The organism is Fluviispira sanaruensis (genome assembly GCF_004295685.1).
Lineage (GTDB): Bacteria > Bdellovibrionota_B > Oligoflexia > Silvanigrellales > Silvanigrellaceae > Silvanigrella > Silvanigrella sanaruensis.
Window position 1 is genome coordinate 2,671,033 of sequence record NZ_AP019368.1, and the last position, 19,332, is coordinate 2,690,364.

A 19,332-nucleotide genomic window follows, 5' to 3' on the forward strand; every position below is an offset into this window, starting at 1 on the left:
TTTTTTGCTAATAAAGGAACAGAAATGAGAATCCTTATCGTAGATGATTCCGTTGTATTCCGTTCACAGATTAAATCCGCACTGGAAGGAATAAATGACATTGTTGTTGTAGCAAGCGCAGCCAATGGAAAAATAGCAATGGAACGTTTAGAACAAAACTCTATTGATGTTATTATTTTAGATCTCGAAATGCCTGTCATGGATGGTTTATCCATGCTTGAAGAAATGAAAAAAAAATCTTTCAATCAACGTGTGATAGTCTTTGCAGCACCGACAGGCACAGGTATAGACCTTGCATTAACAGCACTGCGCGCGGGAGCCTCCGATTTTATCGCAAAACCAAATTCTTCGGGATCACTTGAAGAAGCCTTTGAAGGAATCCAGAAAGAATTAATCCCAAAAATTTTACAATTTAAATCAAAAATAGAACAGAATTTAATTTATATTCCAAAAGGCCTTCAAGCTCCAGAGTCTATTGCACCACCCGTGAATTCTCCAAATCAAACTCCACAACAAGTCATCGTTTACGATAAGAAATTAAAAAATAAAGATTTTTCACAAATCAAACCGAAAGTCATTGGAATTGGCGCATCAACTGGGGGACCTTCTGCCCTTGAAAAAATATTCGAAAAAATAAAAGAATTTCCATTAAGAATTCCCATTTTTATCACCCAACATATGCCGCCAAAGTTCACCGAAGCCCTTGCCAATAGAATTCAAATGATAAGTGGACATCCAACGCTCGAAGCTAAGCATGGAGAAGCAGCGTTATCTGGTCATGTTTATGTTGCTCCAGGTGATTTTCATATGAGCGTTGAGAGATCAACTGATGGACAAAGAGTCATTATTTGTTTGGATCAAAATCCGAAAAGAAATTCAGTGCGACCTGCTGTGGATACTCTGTTTGAATCTCTCGCAAAAGTTTATGGGAATGGCTGTACTGCTTTTGTTTTAACCGGCATGGGTGAAGACGGAATGGTCGGCGCAAAAGCGATTAAAGAAGTCTCTGGCAACATTATTATCCAAGATCCAGAGTCAGCTACTGTTTGGGGAATGCCAGGAGCAGTGCACGCCTCTGGAGCTTATGACTCAATGGGAAATTTAGATGAATGTTCAGATTATTTAAGACAAATGATTGGGTGAGGCGGAGTATGCCAAAATTATTTTGTGAATATCTTTTAGAAAATAAACTGATAAAAGCTGAACAATTGTTAGATGCTTTTATGGAACAGCTCAATCACACTCTATCCACCGCAGAAGTTATTTATAATTCAAATATTTTAAATAAAGAAGAAATTTTAAAAATATTAATTCATCAACAACAAGAAGGTTTAGATTTCAGAAGCAGCGCAAAGAATTTAGGATTATGGACATATAATTTATCACAAGAAGTTAACAAAAAAATACAAGCCACAAATAAACCTCTCGGAGAAGTATTAATTCAAAAAGGATATTTTAATTTAGACTCTTTATCTTCTGCATTTGCAAGCTATACTGAGAATATAAATTCTTTAAAAAAGACACCTGAGAAGGATGTAAAAATACCAGAGACTCACAACCCTACTTTGTCATATGAATATTTAACCTGTTTTAATAATGATATTCTACCCAATATTCATAGATCTATATATATTTTAAAAGAAAAAGATATATCTGCTGAAAATATAAAAATTGAAACACGCAAAGTATTAGCAGAGTTTGTAGCAGTTAGGGCCGCGGCCAATTTTCTTGGGGCAAATATCAGTCAAAAAGTGGCTAATGAAGTCGTTAAATACTTCCAAAAATCCTTAGATTCCAACGACTCAATTGAATTACAAAAAGTTATAGATATACTTGAATTATCTATAGAAGTACTAATAATTTTGTGCAATTGTTTACAACAATCTAATAGCGAAAACATGATTTCAGAAGAGCATTTAGCCTCTTTTGAAAAGTTTAAAAAATTGTTTAATATGAAGGATTAAGCGATGAAAATATTTGTAGTAGATGATTCAAAATCTGTACATCGCCTATTAGAGGAAATGCTCGATCTACCTGATCTCAGCTTTCAACACGCTTACAATGGAGAAGAAGCAGTAAATGCTGTTAAAGAAACTAACTTTGCAGCAGACCTTATTTTACTTGACTGGGAAATGCCTTTATTAAGCGGTATCGAAACCCTACCTTTAATAATTAAGCTCCGCCCCAAACAAACAATAATAATGATGACAACAAAAAACTCGATGGCTGATATAACCGAAGCTATGCAAAAAGGTGCTACTGATTATATTATTAAACCATTTACGAAAGATATTATCATTGGCAAAATTACAACTCTCCTCGAGGGAGGTATGTAATGCAGGAAGAATTCAGCGATAGCATCTTTAAATATTTTGCGAATCTCATAGAAAAAGAAACCGGTATTCAGTACGATGAAGCAAATAGATATTTACTTTTAAGTCGCTTACAAAATTTAATTAAATTTTTAAATTTTCCCGACGTACTTTCTTTGTGGAATGACATACAAAAAAATGGTCTCAATCAAGCGGCTAAACTTTTGATTTTAGACACTGCAACAAATAACGAAACATCTTTTTTTCGTGACCCAAAGGTTTTTGATTTTTTTAAAAATCATTTTGTGACTAATGTGATGGCGCAAAATCCCAAAATTCGCATTTGGTGTGCTGCAACAAGTACGGGGCAAGAGCCCTATACGATCGCTATGATCATGGCAGAATTAAAAGCTCAAGGCTTAACAAAACCGTATGAGCTCCTTGGTACAGATATCAGTGACCGAGTGTTAAAACAAGCTGCCAGTGGCACCTTTTCTCAACTCGAAATTCAACGCGGACTCCCAGCAAATTTAATGATCAAATACTTTGAACAAATTGTAGTCGAGTCCTCTAGTATGCCTATTTATAAAGCTAAACCAGAACTTTCTGCTTTTATGACATTTAAGCAAATGAATTTACTCCACGATTGGCCTAATTTCGGGACCTTTGATATAATTTTTTGTAGGAATGTATTAATCTATCAAGGTAAGGAAAATAAAAAAAATATTATCGCTCGCTTTGCCAACGTCTTAAATCCGGGAGGTTATCTCATTTTAGGGGGCGCTGAAAGCTTGCTTCAGTTATCTGATGATTTTGATTTTGAAACCCATGGTAATATTTGTGTACATAGACTGAAAGCTTCTGTGAAACCTTATTCCTGAATTTTCACTCCATTTGAGAAAGTGGAATTATGAATGAAGCAACTTTTGAATCTGAATTGCGCTATACATTTTTAGCAGAAACAAGTGAAATGTTAGATGATGCTGAGAGTATCTTCATGCATCTTGAAAGCACTCCAAAAGACTTGTCAAAATTACCAAAACTTTTAAGGATTATGCACACGATTAAAGGTTCAGGCGCAACGGTTGGTTACAGTGAAATTGGAAATTTTACTCATAAATTTGAAACTTTACTTGTTGCTATCCGTGATCAAAAGATAGAGACATCTGAAGAAATCATCGATTTGCTATTAGTGAGTAACGATTGTTTAAAAAAATGTATCGCAATTTTACAAAAAGATTTAAAATCTAAACTCGCGCATTTAATCGAAACAGAAAAAAAAATAGATGATGTTTTATCAGAAAAATTACATACAAAAGTAAAAAATATATCTCAAAATAGCTTTGAGAATGACATAGTAAAAGAAAAAAAATCAACCATTAACCAAACTGAAAATTCACAAAATAGCAAAGGCAATATTTTAATTTGTGATGACGACGAAGAGTTATTAGAAACAATTTCAGAAATGTTGCAGATAGAAAATTATAACGTTACCGCTTGCAACCAAGCTACTACTGCCTTAGAAATTTTAAAAAATCAGAATGTTGATATTATACTGACTGATTTAAAAATGCCTGGAATGGATGGACTGGAATTTACAAAAAAAATACGAAATCTAAATATATACATACCTATAGTATTTATTTCTGGCAATATATCGCGCGAGCATATTAAACAATTTTTACGCTTTGGTGTCAGTGATTTTATTGACAAACCTTTTACGTCTGATGGCCTCATACTTGTAGCTGAACGTGCTATGCGAACAGCACATTTTTGGAGAGAACTTCTAACTATATCTAAATCATGTTTTAAAATCTTTGTCTTTATTCAAAAGATTGATGCTTTATTAAGCGATAAACATAAAGACATACTACTTTCTGGTGAAAGAGATATTCTAAAAGAATGTTTAGCAGAAATACAAAGAACAACCTCACGCCTGTTAGAAGTCGAAAAAGACACGCAATCGAGCTTTATAAAAGCCTCTGCCGAAGATACTAAATAATTTTTCTCTTTAATTTATTTTGCCAATAATTCTTAAAATCTCTTTATTTTTCATTTGTGCAATATTAATTTGTCTTTGTCCTTCACCTAATATCAAATTCTGAATTTCAAAGGAAACGTTAAAAAGTTCTTTACTTTGTTTACGCATTTCATTGGCTATTTTTGAAGTTTCTTCAGCTTCTTTGCTATTTTTATGCACAGAATTACTCATAATATCCATCGATAATCCTGAAGATTGCACTGTTACTTTTTGATCATTTGTTCCATCAAAAATTCCATTCGTCCGATCGCGAATTTCAGTGATTCCATGCGAAATTCTTTGAAAAGACTCGACTGCACGTTGACTGACTTGCAAACCTTCATTGACCCGTTCATGCGTGATTTTTATGATTTGACTGACTTTCATATGACTGTCATTTAATAAAACTGAAATATCTTTTGCTGCATTTCCGCTGATCTTTGCAAGACTATCTACCTCCTCTGAAACAACTGAGAAACCTTTGCCATACTCACCGGCACGTGCAGATTCTATTGAAGCATTTAAAGAAAGAAGTTCTGTTTTTGCAACAATATCATTGATCGTCGATGCTTTATTAATAATGATGGAAATGACATGTTCCATTTTCTCAAGCTCAGCATTCGTTGACTTAATAGCAGAAATAGCTTCCGCCATTTTATCCATCAAAATGGTGCCTTCAGCTGATTTTTCATTGGCTTTATCAGAAATGCCTTTACTTTCATTAATCAGCTCTCCTGTCCTCGTGATCATAGAAGTGATTTCTGCCATTGCGGCCGCGGTTTGATTGACAGAATGCGACTGCTCGAGAGTCATCTTTTTCACTTCGCTACAAGATTTATCAAGTTCAAGACTTGTCTGCTCGGACAGTGCAGCCGACTCTCCCAAAGTTTCTGAAACATAAATAAATTTTTTACCTAAAGAATACGCTATTAAAAATAACGAAATAAATGATACTATAAAAATAAATATAATAATTATTATGGTATTTAAAAATGATTCATTCACTGATTTATAAGCTTCTTCTTCTAAAATTCTTGTAATGACTCCCCAACCTAATGTTGGTAATATTTGTTTAGACTTTAAAAGAGAATAAACCGCAATATCATTTTTTTTCTCATGCCATGGATTGCTGAAAACTCCCATCCCCTCTTTTTTTTCAATCAATTTTTTTGCAGGTTCATAGTCATAATTTGCTATATTAAGTTTTAATATCTCTTTAAAATCTCTTACGATTTCTATAGACCCTCCTCTACTATGTGGATCGTAATTTACGACAATCTGCCCTTTATTATTTATGACTAATATAGCCATTTCAGCAACGCTTTCTTTACGAATCGACTCAAAAGCAGATTGAATCTCAGCTTCCATCCAAACTAAATTTGCTCTGACCGACAGAACACCGATAATTTCTCCCCGCGAATTCTTCACAGCAGTGCTAAAACTATTACCGAGTTTCCTAATTCCATAAGCTAGAGAAGATATAATATCTATTTGTATATCTTCTACATAAGTTCCATAAAAATTCCGCTCGGAATCATCGGAAGTTTTTCCTTCCATTACATGCGTAAACCATTCTTCATTTTCATAAGTTTTTTCTTTTAAGACCTCTTGATTTATTCTAGCACCCGACATACCTAAATTATTTGAAGCAACGTATCGGCCTTTTTTGTCTACAAATAGAATGAGATCGTAAATATCTTGAAAGTTCCTATATTGATTAAGTACATGTGAAATTGAGTTTTCGTTCATTGTTTCATAAATTGGATTTGTCGCAAAAGATTTGACTTCATTATAACGACCGACAAAGCGTCCAGCGATCAGCTGTGAGGCTGAAGATTGAAGAACAATTTGTTTCTCGATCAGATCTTTTTTAGCTTGAAACCAACTGATAAAGTTTAATCCAATTGTAAATACAGCAATAATGGATAATAAACCTAAGCAGACAAGAATTATCCGTGTTTGCAGATTCAGTGAGTTGAATTTTTTTAAAGAAATAAATGAAAGAATATACATTTATTTTCTATTCTCCCCAGAATTGATAATTTTTGTTTTTGCTCCATGAACAAGGACTCGGATAGCTGTCATAATTTGGAATAGTTCATCACTCTGATGGTGAACTTGCTCAGAAGCCTGCGCAGCCTTTTGCGTTTCAGAGTTATTCTTTTCTGTCGATTTATCAATATGTGACATTGCCGATGCAACTTGCGAAATACCTATTTTCTGTTCTTTTGTTGCCTCTTTTATATTTTCTGTTCTACTTTGCAGCTCATTAATTTCATGAGAAATCTCATGAAATATTTTCTGAGCAACATCACTTGCTGCTTGTCCTACTTCGAGGCGATTTTTTGTTGCTGAAATAATTTCGTTTACTTGCTTTTTTCCGGATTCTATTAGCATTCGTATTTCACTCGCCGTTTTCCCACTTGTTTTCGCCAATTGCCCAACTTCTTCTGCAACAACAGCAAAACCTTTTCCTTGTTCCCCAGCCCGAGCTGCTTCAATTGAAGCATTTAATGAAAGCAATTCCGTTTTGGAAACAATTTCATTGATCACATTTGTTTTTGTACTTATTTGATCGATCATTTCAGATATTTGCATGAGTTCTTTATTTGTCTCTCGAATTTCAGCAACGGCATTGGCAAGCTTTTCCATAATCATATTACCTTCTGAAATTTCTTTTTTGACATGAGTTGAAATATTGCTACATTCATTTGCATTATCAGTGGTCTGCGAAATCATGCTTGTAAGTGCTTTCATTATTTGATTGGTATCGGTTATAGATTTTGTTTGATTTTGCACAGTCTCTGCTACGAGAGTAAAAGATTTTTTTAAATTCTGACTTGTCTCTTCGCTTTGTATAGAAGATTTTCTTAATTTATCTGAAAGGAAATTAAAATTCTTTGTTAACGAAGCTGTAAATTTTAAGACTATTATAACAGCAACTAAGAGAAGTATACTAATTATAACATAGGAAATAAAAGCAAATCTATTAATTTTCATAAAAACATCATCTGCGGGATCCATCGTTATTATTCCCCAATTTAAACTTCTTAAAAATCTATTAGAATTTATAGGAGAATAGGAAACCAACATAATTTTTTTATTTTTTTCTGAATAATATTCACCATCTCCAGTTTTTCCTTCCAAAATCTGTTTCACTGGTTCAAACTTTTCTAATAATAGATTTTGTTTTAATATAACTTCCATATCTCTTATATAATTATTATCTTTATCTATAGTTTTAATATTTAAATTAACAATCGTTTTACCTTTTGAGTTGACTAGAATAATTTCTGGAGAATGAGCCCCGCTTTTCTCAAGCGAACGAAAGGTCCCTTTTAATTCATTTTCTAACCATAAAACAGCAGTTCGTGTAGTAATAACTCCCAAAATATTTCCAAATTTATCTTTAACTGCCGCTGTAAACGCTAAGGTCACTTTGTCTTTACCATAAAGCTCTGTGGTTAACGGGTCAATTTGAAAATCATTAGAGTATGTCCCGATCAATCCGTTCGTAATATCTTCCGTAAAATTTCCTTTCACAACATTCTTAAACCAATCTCTATTTGAAAAATTTTTCCCCCGAATTAGATTTAAATCAGCTTTTGTCCCATCGCTTAATTCCGTACTCGAAGCGATATATTTGCCGTTTCTATCCACATAGAGAATCAATTCGCTTTGTGTTGCTTTTCTATATCTTTCAAGTAAAATTGTTATTTGTGTAGGATTATTTATTTGCTGTAAAGTCGAATCAAGAGCAATTGCTTGAATAGTGGTATAACGGCCAACATATCTCCCACCAATAATATTATTAATTGAGTCTAAAGCAACAGAATAACGATCAAATGCACGTTCTTTTTGAATTTCTTTATCTTTATAGATTAAATAAAGTGAAAAAAGAGCAAGGACCAAGTATGCCATTAAACTTGGAAATAATATCATTGCTCTAAATGATAATTTTCTCCATAATTTTGTGAATAAATAAAACATTTTTTACAATCCAAATTAAAAAATATAAAAATCTTTTAGAATTAAAACAATATCGGATTTCTTATTTAAAAATAAAATCTAGGAAAGTTTAGGATCAAACGCATCGCGCAAAGATTGCCCAATCAGACTGATTGAAATAAGGAGAAGAAGAATAACGACTATAGGTGAAAGCAAAATCCAAGGTGCATTTTGAATATTATCGCGTCCCTGTGCCATCAATTCGCCGATACTGGGTGTAGGTGGTGGCAAGCCAAATCCTAAATAATCCAAAGCAGCCAACAACGATATGCCTAACTCTATGGCAAATGGGCTTAAGGTCACAATGATTGTTATAATATTTGGAAATATGTGCTTCAGCAAAATACGCGAATGTGTTCCACCTAAGGCAAGACTTGCTTCACAAAACTCACGTTGCCGTAAAGTTAAAACATTTGCACGAATTTGACTTGCTATACCCATCCAACCAAAAATCAAAACTAAGGAAAGTATCATCCAAAAAGATTGATTTTTAGTTATAGCTGAAACTAAAACAATCATAGTAAGCATGGGAATAATGGCCGCAAGTTCTTTCATGCGCTCAAGAAGAAAATCAAAATATCCCAAAAAATATCCTTGCATTGCTCCTAAAATCGTTCCAATTGCATAGGAACAGATCCAAAGAATAAGAGCGAAACATAAAGAAATCCTCGTGCCAAAAAGCAGGCGGGCAAAAATGTCCCTGCCAAGATTATCTGTGCCAAGCCAGTGCATTTTTGAAGGAGGAGATAAAACATGTTCTGTCTGTTCTTCAGGATCCCATTGATTCATGGAAAAAATTGCAAATGATTTTATATTTTTATTTTTATCATTTTCTAGCAAATTTTTGTAATTGACAATAAAAGAATCTGCGATTGAAAATTCTTCTGGATTATAATTTTTAATAATTGGAAAATAAAAATTCTTGGAAGTTATATTTAATTGTTTTCCTTCATTATCATGATTTATTTCTCTATATAAAAAAAGAGGTTTACTACTTGACCAAATATTTGCAGACATAGAAAATATAAATAAAGTAAAAAAAACAAATAAACCAAATTTTGCTCTCTTTTGATTTAAAAATACTTTCCATCTTCTTTTCGTCAGCGGTGACATATTCATGCCTCTATTTATTTATATTCAATTCTAGGATCCACAATAACATATACAATATCATTTAATATCTGACCCAATAATATGGCGAGTGACTGCAAAACAACAATAGCCATAATCACATTAAAGTCGCGAGCAGCCAGCGACTGCAAACTCAGAACTCCAATCCCAGGGAGACCAAATATAGGTTCTATAATAATTGAGCCACCTAAAAAAGTTCCTAATAGAGCGCCAAATCCCACCATCAAAGGTAAAAGAGCATTGCGTAAAGCGTGTTTAAAAATCACGGCATTTTCTGATAATCCCTTAGCTCGTGCCGTTCTGATATAATCAGCGCGAATAACTTCAAGCATACTATTTTTTTGTAATAGTGTGTATACCGTAAAGTTACCAATAATCGATGCCAAAACTGGTAAAAATAAGTGTCGACCTAAATCAAATAATTTTGCAACACTACTTAAACTCTCATAATTATCGGAGCGAAAACCACCTAAAGGAAACCAAGCACCACCGGGCAAAACTCTGTCTGTGCAAAAAATTAATAAGAAAATAACTGCAAAAACAATAGATGGAATACTATAAATTACAAATAGTAAAAATGAAGAAATAGCATCAAATCGAGAACCATCACGCAAAGCCATCATGACGCCGAGTGGAATTGCAATTAAATATGTTAAGAAAAACCCAGGAATGCCAAAGGATAAAGAAATAGGTAATCTTTCTATAATCTGATCAATTGCTGGTGAACGTGTCGTTATGGAATCACCAAAATTTAAGGTTAAAATATTTTTTAACCAAATGAAGTAGCGAGTGACTGCTGGCTTATCTAATCCATATTCGACTTCGAGTTCATGGGTTAATTTTTGTAAATCTTCCGCATTTAAAGTTCTTGATGTTCCACCATCCCCGCCCATACCTTTTAAGCGTGCAATTGCTTCTTGAACAGGTCCTCCTGGAAGATAATTTTGAATACAAAAATAAGTTGTCGTCATGAGAAAAAACATAGGAATGATAGCTAAAAAACGACGAATAAAGTAATTTCTCATTTTTTACCTTTTTATTTCAAGATAAAACATTATTATGAAAGTATATTTTTTATTTAACAAGATAAAATAAATCATTTGCAGCAGCTGTTTCATAGTTTGCCACCCACCTTTCAGAACTTATTTTTGAACTCAGACCTTCTAAAATATAATTCATTTCTGCAATAAAAGTGTATGGCTGATCTTCATAAATTATTCTATTTATTTCTTGCATTATAGTATTTCTCTTTTTAGGATCAAACTCTGAATTTGCTCTATGAATAAGATCATCAATTTTTGGATTATTATAACTTATAAAGTTTGAACCTTGATTTTTTTCTGAACTGGAGTGCCAGATTTGTTTTGGATTTGGAAATATAGTTCCTGTCCAAGCTAAAATAACAGCATCAAAACGCCTATTATCAACATCATCAAGAAAAGTATTCCACTCTGCCGTTTTTATATTTACTTTAATTCCTGCTGATTTAAAATCTTCTTTTATAATTTCTGCTATTTTCATTCGAGCAGGATTTCCAGTGTTTGTTTCAAGAGTAAATTCAAATGGAATTTTTTTACCATTTACCTCTTTGATAAGTGTTTGCGAGCCATCATTTTTCCAACCACTTTCTTTGAGAAGTTTTACTGCTTTTGCGCGGTCATACGAAATAATATTGTTTTTCTGTCTTAACTCAGGCGCTGTATTGAGTGTAAAAGTCCCGAAGGGGGAAACACATTGAGTAAATAAATTAAAGTAAACTTTCTCAATTATTTTCTTATAATCAACCAAATATGAAAGAGCTTTTCTTGTTTTAACATCTTGAAATAGAGGGTTCTTAAAATTCCACCCTATATATGTATAAGGCTTAGCTGATTTGTTTTGCGTTTTTAAAGCCCAAATATTTTTTTCTTTAGGTGAACTGCCATATTTATCTTTATCAATCCCAATTACTTTTGTATTCCATTGTTCAGCAGTAAACGACATGTGATCGATATCACCTTTCACAAATTTCTCGTAAGATAAATTTGGTTCAGGAATAATATCGAGAATGATTTCATCTACATTAAATCTGTTTTTAAACTGTGAAAGCTCATAACCCCACCAATTTTTATTTCTTATAAATGTAATATTCTGTCCACGCTTATATTTATCCATAATATATGGACCATTGCTGATTGGGTTCATAATGCCTTTATCTTTATTGAAGTCTTTAGAACTCTCAAATTGCTTTTTTTGAATAGGCACATATCTTGAAAGAAAGTCAAATGTGTCGAATTTTGGTTCCAATACAGTAAAAGTAATTTGATATTTATTATCTATTTTTAATGTTATTCCATCATAATAACTTCTCAAAGCGGCTGAATGAATTTTTGGATTCATCATGGTATCAAATGTAAATTTATAATCCTCAGCGGTGACAGGACTTCCATCCTGCCACTTTGCCTTTTCATATAAAACAAATGTATAGTTTTTTTTATCTGCAGAAATTGTATAACTTTTTGCAAGTGCGGGAATATAATCAAGTGTCTCTGGATCTAAAAAAAAAGGACTCATCCATAAAAATTGCTCAATTGAACTTGATTCCGTATCTGAGCTCAATATAGGATTCATCACTTTCGGATCATTGCCTAAGGGAAAATGGAGAGAGCCGCCTTTTTTAGTATTAAGCATTTTATCATAAAAGCTTGGTTTACGGATATATTTAATATCCTGTGTTTTTTCATCAATGGCAAAAGAATTAGAAGTAAAGCTATTAAATAGTAGCAAGCCTACAAAAAATAATTTTTTAATTTTCATTTAAATTCCCCTCTAAAATAGAAACGATAAAGAGTAAATTAGCCATTATAATGTGTTTATTGATCCGTTTTTTTATTCTATATGGTTTTATTAAAAAGAAAATAGTTAAGATGTGATTTTATTTTACTTTTCTTTTTTCAGCTTGAGATGAAATATAGGCTATTTGTGCTAATTTAGTATAATAAGCAACTTGCTCATTATAGCTCGGAGTGCGCATACCGGCACGCATTTTGCCATTTGGCGGAGTGGGTAAGTAAAGAAGTGGGTTCTTAGCGACCCCAGCAATTCGCGTTTCAAAATGCAGATTGGCGCCGGTTACCCGACCTGTTTTTCCAACATAGCCAATGATTTGATCACGCCTCACAAATTGTCCTGCCCGCACGGCAATTGTTTTCATATGTGCATAAAGGGTTTCGTGAGATGAATCATGGCCAATAATAACAGAATAACCATATCCTCTTTTTGCTCCAGAAAATAGCACTTGCCCGTCAGCTGCAGCTCGGATCTGTGTTCCTACAGGAGCTCCAATATCAATCCCATGATGAGGACGTGTGCGTTTCATAAGACGTCGTATACCAAATGGACTTGTAAATATTCCGTTGACTGGCCATAAAAGTGGATGGCCGAAGCCACCAAGTTGCCCGTAATTTGGCTCGTTTCGCGCAAGTTGTTTTTGCGAGTCAATAGAATCATCATTTTCTATAATTTCGCCAGCATATTCGTCTGCGTCAATCACCAATTCATCGTCCGTTGGATTTGTATTTACACTTGGAAAACCAAAAAAACTTTTTTCTGCTGTCTTTTGTCGAGCCAAGAAATTAGGATCAATAATAACCTTTTCTTGCATCTCTGCAGCGGAACCTTTTAAAACTAAATTTTGATTTGAATTATTACTATGATTAATACAAGCAGTTAGACTCAGCGTAAAGGGAATGACGAGAGCAAAAGATAGCTTCTGTTTAAATTTATTCAGTTTGAGCATCAATTCTCTCCGTTGGGGTCAAAAAAATACATCTTCTAGAGTATATGAAATGAGCCCTCCTGACAAGTTACTCGCCTCTTTGTATAATATCGTCCTTATTTGCAATAAATCAAAAACCCGTCAAAATCATGACCTTATTTATACTTTGCATCATTTCTTCTTTTGTAGGCATTTCCAAAATTTGTATAATTTCTCCTTCAGATCCAACAAGCCAAAGAGTGGGCACTCTCGGATTTTTCATCGCATCTAAAAAATTTCGGGAAGCAAAATCATTTATAAATTGTGGCATTATTTTTTTTCTCCATTTCGCAACAGATTCTTCCGTATCTTGAGAAAATAGAGCAATGACACCAATTTTTCTTGCGCTCAGTTGTTTGAAATTTTTATTTATTATCATAGAAATTTCTTCTGAACGTGGGTTCCACGAAGCGAGGACAGCGACATACCAAAAACGCATTGAAGAAAAATCAACCGATTTTTCACCCTCAACAGAAGGCTCTTTCCCATAACTCACTGTAGGCATAAGCTTATGCCGCGGCAAAGGCTTTATGACCGGCACCCCACCTTGCGCACCTCCCGCCATTGGATCTTTAGCTTTATCTTCAGCAGACTGAGCGGTAAGTGGAAATAGCAGAATAAAAAGGAAGGCAATATAAGTAAATATTTGATTTGATGCATTTGAGTCAAAAATATTTTTATGCATTCTCAATGCACCCCTCCTTTCCTTTTCTGTAAATTACTGCCAAATATAGAATAGTCATTTCAGACGAAAAGGGAAAATTGTCTGAATTTTGTCGGTAATGGGGGAGTGTCCTTGAAAGAAAGCCATCATAAGCATGTAAAAAGAGAGCTCGAAGGTAGTACACATAACTCAAATACGACTGCATGGAATATTCCATGGCAAGATTTTGAAGTGATTCTTGGCTTAAAAAACTCTTATTCACAGAGAAATTTAAATGTATTGAGTGAAAAACAAGCTAGAATTTTTTTAAAAAATTGTGGCTTCGATCTTTCTAATCAAATGCACATAAAACAATTTGAACAATTTTATGGAGAAGCTCTTTATTTTATAAGACATATTCTACTGACAAACGAAGAACGAACAAACTTTACCGTCCCATCTAGCCTTCTTTATCTTAAAAATCCTTGTCATCTGCTTTTATATGCGAGTACTAATCATCCACGTAAACGTTATTTAAGATTATGGAGCTGCTCAATTTTAAAAGTCATGTATGCAATATCAAATTTGCAATTCAGCGGTAGACTTCACATAATTGATGATGCACGTGAACAAATATTTAAACGCATTCGCAATCACATTCACCTCAATAAAGAGGATGAAATAGAATTTAATCATAACAATTTTTCTATTAATCTAAATAAAGTTGAATGGAAAGAAGCAAAAACGAGAACCAGCATTGTGTTAAAACTTTTACATAAGCCAGATAGTATCGTTGATGATGTTTTTGATTATTTAGGCGTTCGCTTTGTCGTAGAGAAATCAAGTGAAATTCCTTTACTGTTAAAACATTTAATTGAAACTGATATTATTATACCTCATCAGGTTGTTGGCTTACGCACAAGAAATTCACTCTTAAATGTCAAACATCCTAAAAAAATATTTTCATTTTTGAAAGAACTAAAATCATGCGGGACTTTAAATGATGATGAATTTAATAAAATGTGTGAAAATATAATTTGGTCGAATCAGACAAATGAAGAAATTTTAAAAAGAACCAATACTTTTACCAGCCAACATTATCGCTCATTACAGTTTACGGTCAGACATCTTGTGCGCACACCAAACCCTGCATTTCTTGTGCTTGAATCCATGACAAATCAATTGCGCAGATACACAGGAGTTCAACGCCAAGAGCCTTGGATGGAAACTGTCATTCCACAATATTTTGCTCACTACTTTCCCATCGAAATTCAAATGATGGATCAAGAGAGTTACGAAATGGCCAAATTTGGTCCAGCATCCCATGAGCAATATAAATCACAACAACATAAATCCGTTAGAGAAAGAGTTTTAGGAAATCTTTTAACATTTAAAAAAGAAAAGCTCGCTTCACAAGATTTTTAAAGGAGATAAAATGAATAATCAGGAACTTGATAACTGGCTTGATTTAGCTGGTCTCATGCCTCCTATGCCTAGCGATGCCGCGCAAAAACTTTATGCAAAACTTGGGGTAGACACTTCAGGCAAACATACTTTTTTACCAAGCCTCATCACTCGGAATGAATATTCACATTCAATATTACCGCTCATGAAGCAAGAGTTAAATTCAGATTTAGTCGATTTTATTCACAAAAGAGTTGAAAAAACATTTGAATTAAGAAATAAATTAAAAACCTTACAAAATAGAATTATCGACATAGTCGGAGCAGGAAATTTTTCTGCACTTTGGCTTGATCGCGAAGCCTTTTCAGCGGACAGTATGGAACACCGTGCTCTCATGACTGAAGCCGTTATTCATATATACTCAGTAGAAGCTTTACAAAAAATTGTTAGTTTATTTTATAAACACGAAATACCCATGATCCCTTATGGCGAAGGTGGCGGATACAATATGGGTGTGACCCCAATGGCCCCTGCTGTTACTATCAGTCTCCGCGGAATTGATCACATTTCTGAAATAAGAGCGAGTCGCAGAAGTGAAGGTAAATTTGAAATATCTGTTGGAGCAGGAGTTCCATTTAAAGATCTTGTTGCCTACCTTGCAAAACGTGGCTTCGTATTGCGTTGTGATCCCAACACACCACGCGCAGCCACCGGAGGAATTGCAGCCACAGGAAGCAACGGGGGACGCAAAGCCTTTGAAGTTATTTTACATGGCAGAGCAGTTACAGCTGATGGAACAGCTCTTTGTTTTGAAGCAGATAAGTACGAAACAGATTGCATAAATAACGAACCTTTTTTACTCGCACGGAAATTCTTTAGTATAGAAAATACCGTTGATTTCGAAAATAAATATTCAGAAATTAAAAAGAAAAGATTAAAAGCTTGCAGAACAGCAAACTCCACGGGTGTTATTATTCCACTGCAAGGAATGAAAGCCAATGCAAATATGCTTGCACAGCAAGCAGAACTTCAAGAAAAAGGACATGAAAATACCGACGGCATGCTTGATGCACCTACGTTGCCAATCTCGGCATTTGTGGGAGCAGAAGGCAGCACAGGATTTATATACGAAGTAACTTTTGAAATTGAAAAACCACTTGAATGGCTGCAGGCTTCACGCTGGCACTTCAACAATGTTGATGCAGCTATGTGTGCTACCCGCGCCATAAAAAAACTACCGAAACACGAGCAACCAGAATATTTTGAATTTATTTCTGGACAAAGTATCCGCCGTTTTCTGATTCAGGATTTTCCCACAGTTTTTTCGCAAAATGATGAAGCCGTTATTATTTTAGCTGTTGAAGGAAAATCAAAAGAAGACTGCGCATTACGCCATATGCTCAATGAAAAAGTTGCGCATGAAGCCATGTTAAATTCACAATATAAAGTAACAGATGTTTTAATCAAAATGGAAAAAACAAATGTTCTCTTACAAAGTGAAGGCATTGAACAGTTTGAAATTCTCCGTAAACCACGTGAAGAGCTACCAAAAAAATTGCGAACAAAATGCAAAACAGATATGGAAATTCGCACAGAATATTTAGGAGAAGTTTTAAAAATTGTTGCACGCACCAATCCACGTGAACGGGCAGAGCAAAAACAAGATGTCTTATTTGGACACCTCACCCCTAACCACACAGCTATTATTCACTGGAATATTGGTGGATTTGATCTATATGATGAAGAACAAGCCGACATTGCTTGGGACTATTTAGAAAATGTTATTGGCAAAGCACAGAGTTTAGCCCCTACAGACGATAAAAATGGCAGCGCGCGTTTCACAGGAGAGCATGGGGTTGCAGGTAAAGCGCCTTTTTTATGGCTCAATTATATTCCAGAAAAAGATTTCAAAAGAATGTGTTCTATAAAAGATATACTCGATCAAAAAGATCTCTTTAATCCAGACACATTATTTTTACGCACAAGCCATGCAAGAGCGCTTCGCGCACGTCTGTTAAATACAAGCGCAAAATTTATTCAAGAATCTTTAGAAAAAACTAAGAAGGCAGAAGCAAAAAAGTTAGTTCAAATAAATGATCCTGATTTTTTACTACTCGCTTCTGAAAATTACGCCGTTGCAGAAGGCCAACGTTGCACGCGTTGCAATAGTTGTAAAGTCTGTCCTGTAGTCGATGCAGAACATGAGTTGGAACGAGAAAAAAAACGTAAAAGCAAAACTTCTGTTTTACCAAGTAAACGGAATATTCTCATGTTTATGGAAAAGATTGCGCACATGCGTAGAGCATCTGAGCAAACTCAAGATAAAAATGCAGTCGATAAAATATTTAAAGTAACGGCGCAGATGATGAAAGAAAGTGCATCGCTTCTCTCAAAATGTTTTTATTGCAGAAAATGTGATAAAGCATGCCCTGTTGATATTGAAATACATCCTCTCATGCGCGCTTATCATAAAATGGGCAAACTTCCGTCAATGGGTTCCAAACTTTGGGGATTTATTTATGAAAGACTTATGGGTGAAGATTTCTTTAAATCAATTACCTATCGTCTGGTTGCATTCTTTATACTTCTTGGCGCTCCCTTTCTTTATTTTATGCGAAAACTTTCTTTCGTGCCCGACTGGTTAAAATCTTATACAGTGCCTCCAACCCTTGCTTTTGCCCATTATGAAGCAACAAGTGAAGGTAACAAAATTGAATCGACAGATAATTTTGTTATTATTGCCAATGACCTTGGCACTGATAACTTTATCGGCCACGAAAAATTTGCGAACGAAACAGTTTATATCCGTTACCGTGGTTGCATGGATACATTTGGCAAACCAGAAGCAACGACAAGTGTCGATGAGTATTTTAAAAATGTTTTGCATGCGCGAATTGTAGATCTTGAAAAGAAAATGTGTTGCGGTTTTCCATTTGAAGCAGATGGTTTGCATGAACGCGCAAAACAAAGTCAAATTTTAAGTCTCATAGAAATAGCAAAATGCATTTATCGACTTATGCAAGAATGCAGAGACTCACTGAATAAAATTCCCCAATTTATAGTGTTTTCCAATTGTCCAACCTGTTGTGAAGCCATTAAAGAAATGCGTACTCTTTTAAAAAGTGAAGATATTCGTGAACAAGTGCGCATACGGGCAAAATTACCAGAAGATTTTGATATGCTTTCTCTTGATTTTAGTATTCAAGACACAGCCGAGATCGCTATGAATTTAATCAAAAAAACACAGTCAGAAAATTTACCTGCTGACGAAAACACGTTATCACTCAATAAAGTAACTAAAACGGTTGGACTTAAAGTTCCTTGCCATAACACAAAGTCAGCTACCGATGCACAAATTGAACTGCTAAAAATGTATTACACAGGTGTTGCGGCCTACGATCGCTGTTGTGGTTTGTCAGGCACAGGACGCTTAAAACATCCTAAAATAGGAACAAAAATATCAGAAAAACTCTTCGAACAGATTCGCGAAGAACCACCCAGCGCCGTGGTCACGGGCTGTCCCAGCTGCCGCGATGGGGTAAAAATGCAACGAGATATCCTTGCTGCTAAAAAGGATTCCATTGCAGAATTCGAAGTCTCTGGCATATTTGAACAGATCTTAAAAGACTGCAAAAAAGTTGCTTCTTAATTTTTTTTGAGTTTGAGGATTTCAATGTTCCCCGAAATCCTCAAACTCAAAATTTTCGTTTTCTTGCTCTGTTTCTGATCCTCCATTTAAGAGTTCGATAAAAAGAGAAGCTTTTGCTCCAAGTTCACAATATAAATTAAGATCATTCATTCTTAAATCTGAACTATTTAAGCACTTGATCATATCTAAGACTTCTCTTTTCATAATTGCAAATTTTTCTTCTTTCATTTAAAACTCCAAAAAACAAATAGAAGATCCCAGGCCGTTCAATTGGCAAACAACGTTGAAAATATTTTAAGTTCTAAAATAGACACTAATTTGATTATTTGGTATTGTCAATTTTTAATACCAGATATTTAGGTATTGCTC

At 34.3% G+C, this 19,332-nt stretch carries 15 protein-coding genes; 7 read left to right on the forward strand and 8 right to left on the reverse strand.

Annotated features, from left to right (window positions below; translation table 11 throughout):
- Positions 1-24: 24 nt before the first annotated feature.
- Genes cheB through EZS29_RS11260 form a run of 5 tightly spaced genes read left to right on the forward strand, consistent with a single transcriptional unit; the run spans position 25 to position 4,314 of the window.
- On the forward strand, positions 25-1,143 hold the full coding sequence (gene cheB / locus EZS29_RS11240) for a chemotaxis-specific protein-glutamate methyltransferase CheB (protein WP_130610523.1): 1,119 nt from the start codon (positions 25-27) through the stop codon (positions 1,141-1,143).
- A gap of 8 nt (positions 1,144-1,151) precedes the next feature.
- The gene (locus EZS29_RS11245) at positions 1,152-1,964 is read left to right on the forward strand and encodes a hypothetical protein (protein WP_130610526.1); all 813 of its coding nucleotides are present in this window, start codon (positions 1,152-1,154) and stop codon (positions 1,962-1,964) included.
- 3 nt (positions 1,965-1,967) lie between these two features.
- Positions 1,968-2,336, forward strand: a complete 369-nt coding sequence (locus EZS29_RS11250) for a response regulator (RefSeq protein WP_130610529.1) — start codon at positions 1,968-1,970, stop codon at positions 2,334-2,336.
- Positions 2,336-3,193, forward strand: a complete 858-nt coding sequence (locus tag EZS29_RS11255; protein WP_130610532.1) for a CheR family methyltransferase — start codon at positions 2,336-2,338, stop codon at positions 3,191-3,193. Before EZS29_RS11250 ends, EZS29_RS11255 begins: the two co-directional genes overlap by 1 nt.
- A gap of 29 nt (positions 3,194-3,222) precedes the next feature.
- Positions 3,223-4,314 carry a response regulator gene (locus tag EZS29_RS11260; RefSeq protein ID WP_130610535.1) on the forward strand — a complete coding sequence of 364 codons (1,092 nt, stop codon included), beginning with the start codon at positions 3,223-3,225 and terminating at the stop codon, positions 4,312-4,314.
- A gap of 9 nt (positions 4,315-4,323) precedes the next feature.
- On the opposite strand, the gene EZS29_RS11265 is transcribed toward EZS29_RS11260, so the two are convergent.
- The 7 genes from EZS29_RS11265 to EZS29_RS11295 form a co-directional block, all read right to left on the reverse strand.
- Complete coding sequence (locus EZS29_RS11265) at positions 4,324-6,345, reverse strand: methyl-accepting chemotaxis protein (protein WP_130610539.1); 2,022 nt, start codon at positions 6,343-6,345, stop codon at positions 4,324-4,326.
- Positions 6,346-8,322: a methyl-accepting chemotaxis protein gene (locus EZS29_RS11270; RefSeq protein WP_130610542.1), complete on the reverse strand. Its 1,977-nt coding sequence runs from the start codon at positions 8,320-8,322 to the stop codon at positions 6,346-6,348.
- 78 nt (positions 8,323-8,400) lie between these two features.
- Positions 8,401-9,453 carry an ABC transporter permease subunit gene (locus EZS29_RS11275; protein ID WP_172603908.1) on the reverse strand — a complete coding sequence of 351 codons (1,053 nt, stop codon included), beginning with the start codon at positions 9,451-9,453 and terminating at the stop codon, positions 8,401-8,403.
- Positions 9,454-9,467: 14 nt separating this feature from the next.
- Positions 9,468-10,496, reverse strand: a complete 1,029-nt coding sequence (locus EZS29_RS11280; RefSeq protein ID WP_130610548.1) for an ABC transporter permease subunit — start codon at positions 10,494-10,496, stop codon at positions 9,468-9,470.
- Between the two features lie 49 nt (positions 10,497-10,545).
- Positions 10,546-12,267: an ABC transporter substrate-binding protein gene (locus tag EZS29_RS11285; protein WP_130610550.1), complete on the reverse strand. Its 1,722-nt coding sequence runs from the start codon at positions 12,265-12,267 to the stop codon at positions 10,546-10,548.
- A gap of 118 nt (positions 12,268-12,385) precedes the next feature.
- Complete coding sequence (locus EZS29_RS11290) at positions 12,386-13,249, reverse strand: M23 family metallopeptidase (RefSeq protein ID WP_130610554.1); 864 nt, start codon at positions 13,247-13,249, stop codon at positions 12,386-12,388.
- 109 nt (positions 13,250-13,358) lie between these two features.
- Positions 13,359-13,952, reverse strand: a complete 594-nt coding sequence (locus EZS29_RS11295) for a hypothetical protein (protein WP_130610557.1) — start codon at positions 13,950-13,952, stop codon at positions 13,359-13,361.
- Positions 13,953-14,063: 111 nt separating this feature from the next.
- Between EZS29_RS11295 and EZS29_RS11300 the strand changes: the two genes are divergently transcribed.
- Positions 14,064-15,335, forward strand: coding sequence for a TIGR04552 family protein (locus tag EZS29_RS11300; RefSeq protein ID WP_172603909.1), 1,272 nt, complete (start codon positions 14,064-14,066; stop codon positions 15,333-15,335).
- Between the two features lie 10 nt (positions 15,336-15,345).
- Positions 15,346-18,963 (forward strand): FAD-binding and (Fe-S)-binding domain-containing protein, encoded by a 3,618-nt coding sequence (locus EZS29_RS11305; protein WP_130610563.1) that lies wholly within the window; start codon positions 15,346-15,348, stop codon positions 18,961-18,963.
- Positions 18,964-18,984: 21 nt separating this feature from the next.
- Here the strand turns inward: EZS29_RS11305 and EZS29_RS11310 are convergent, their stop codons facing one another.
- Positions 18,985-19,191 (reverse strand): hypothetical protein, encoded by a 207-nt coding sequence (locus EZS29_RS11310; protein ID WP_130610566.1) that lies wholly within the window; start codon positions 19,189-19,191, stop codon positions 18,985-18,987.
- Positions 19,192-19,332: the final 141 nt, after the last annotated feature.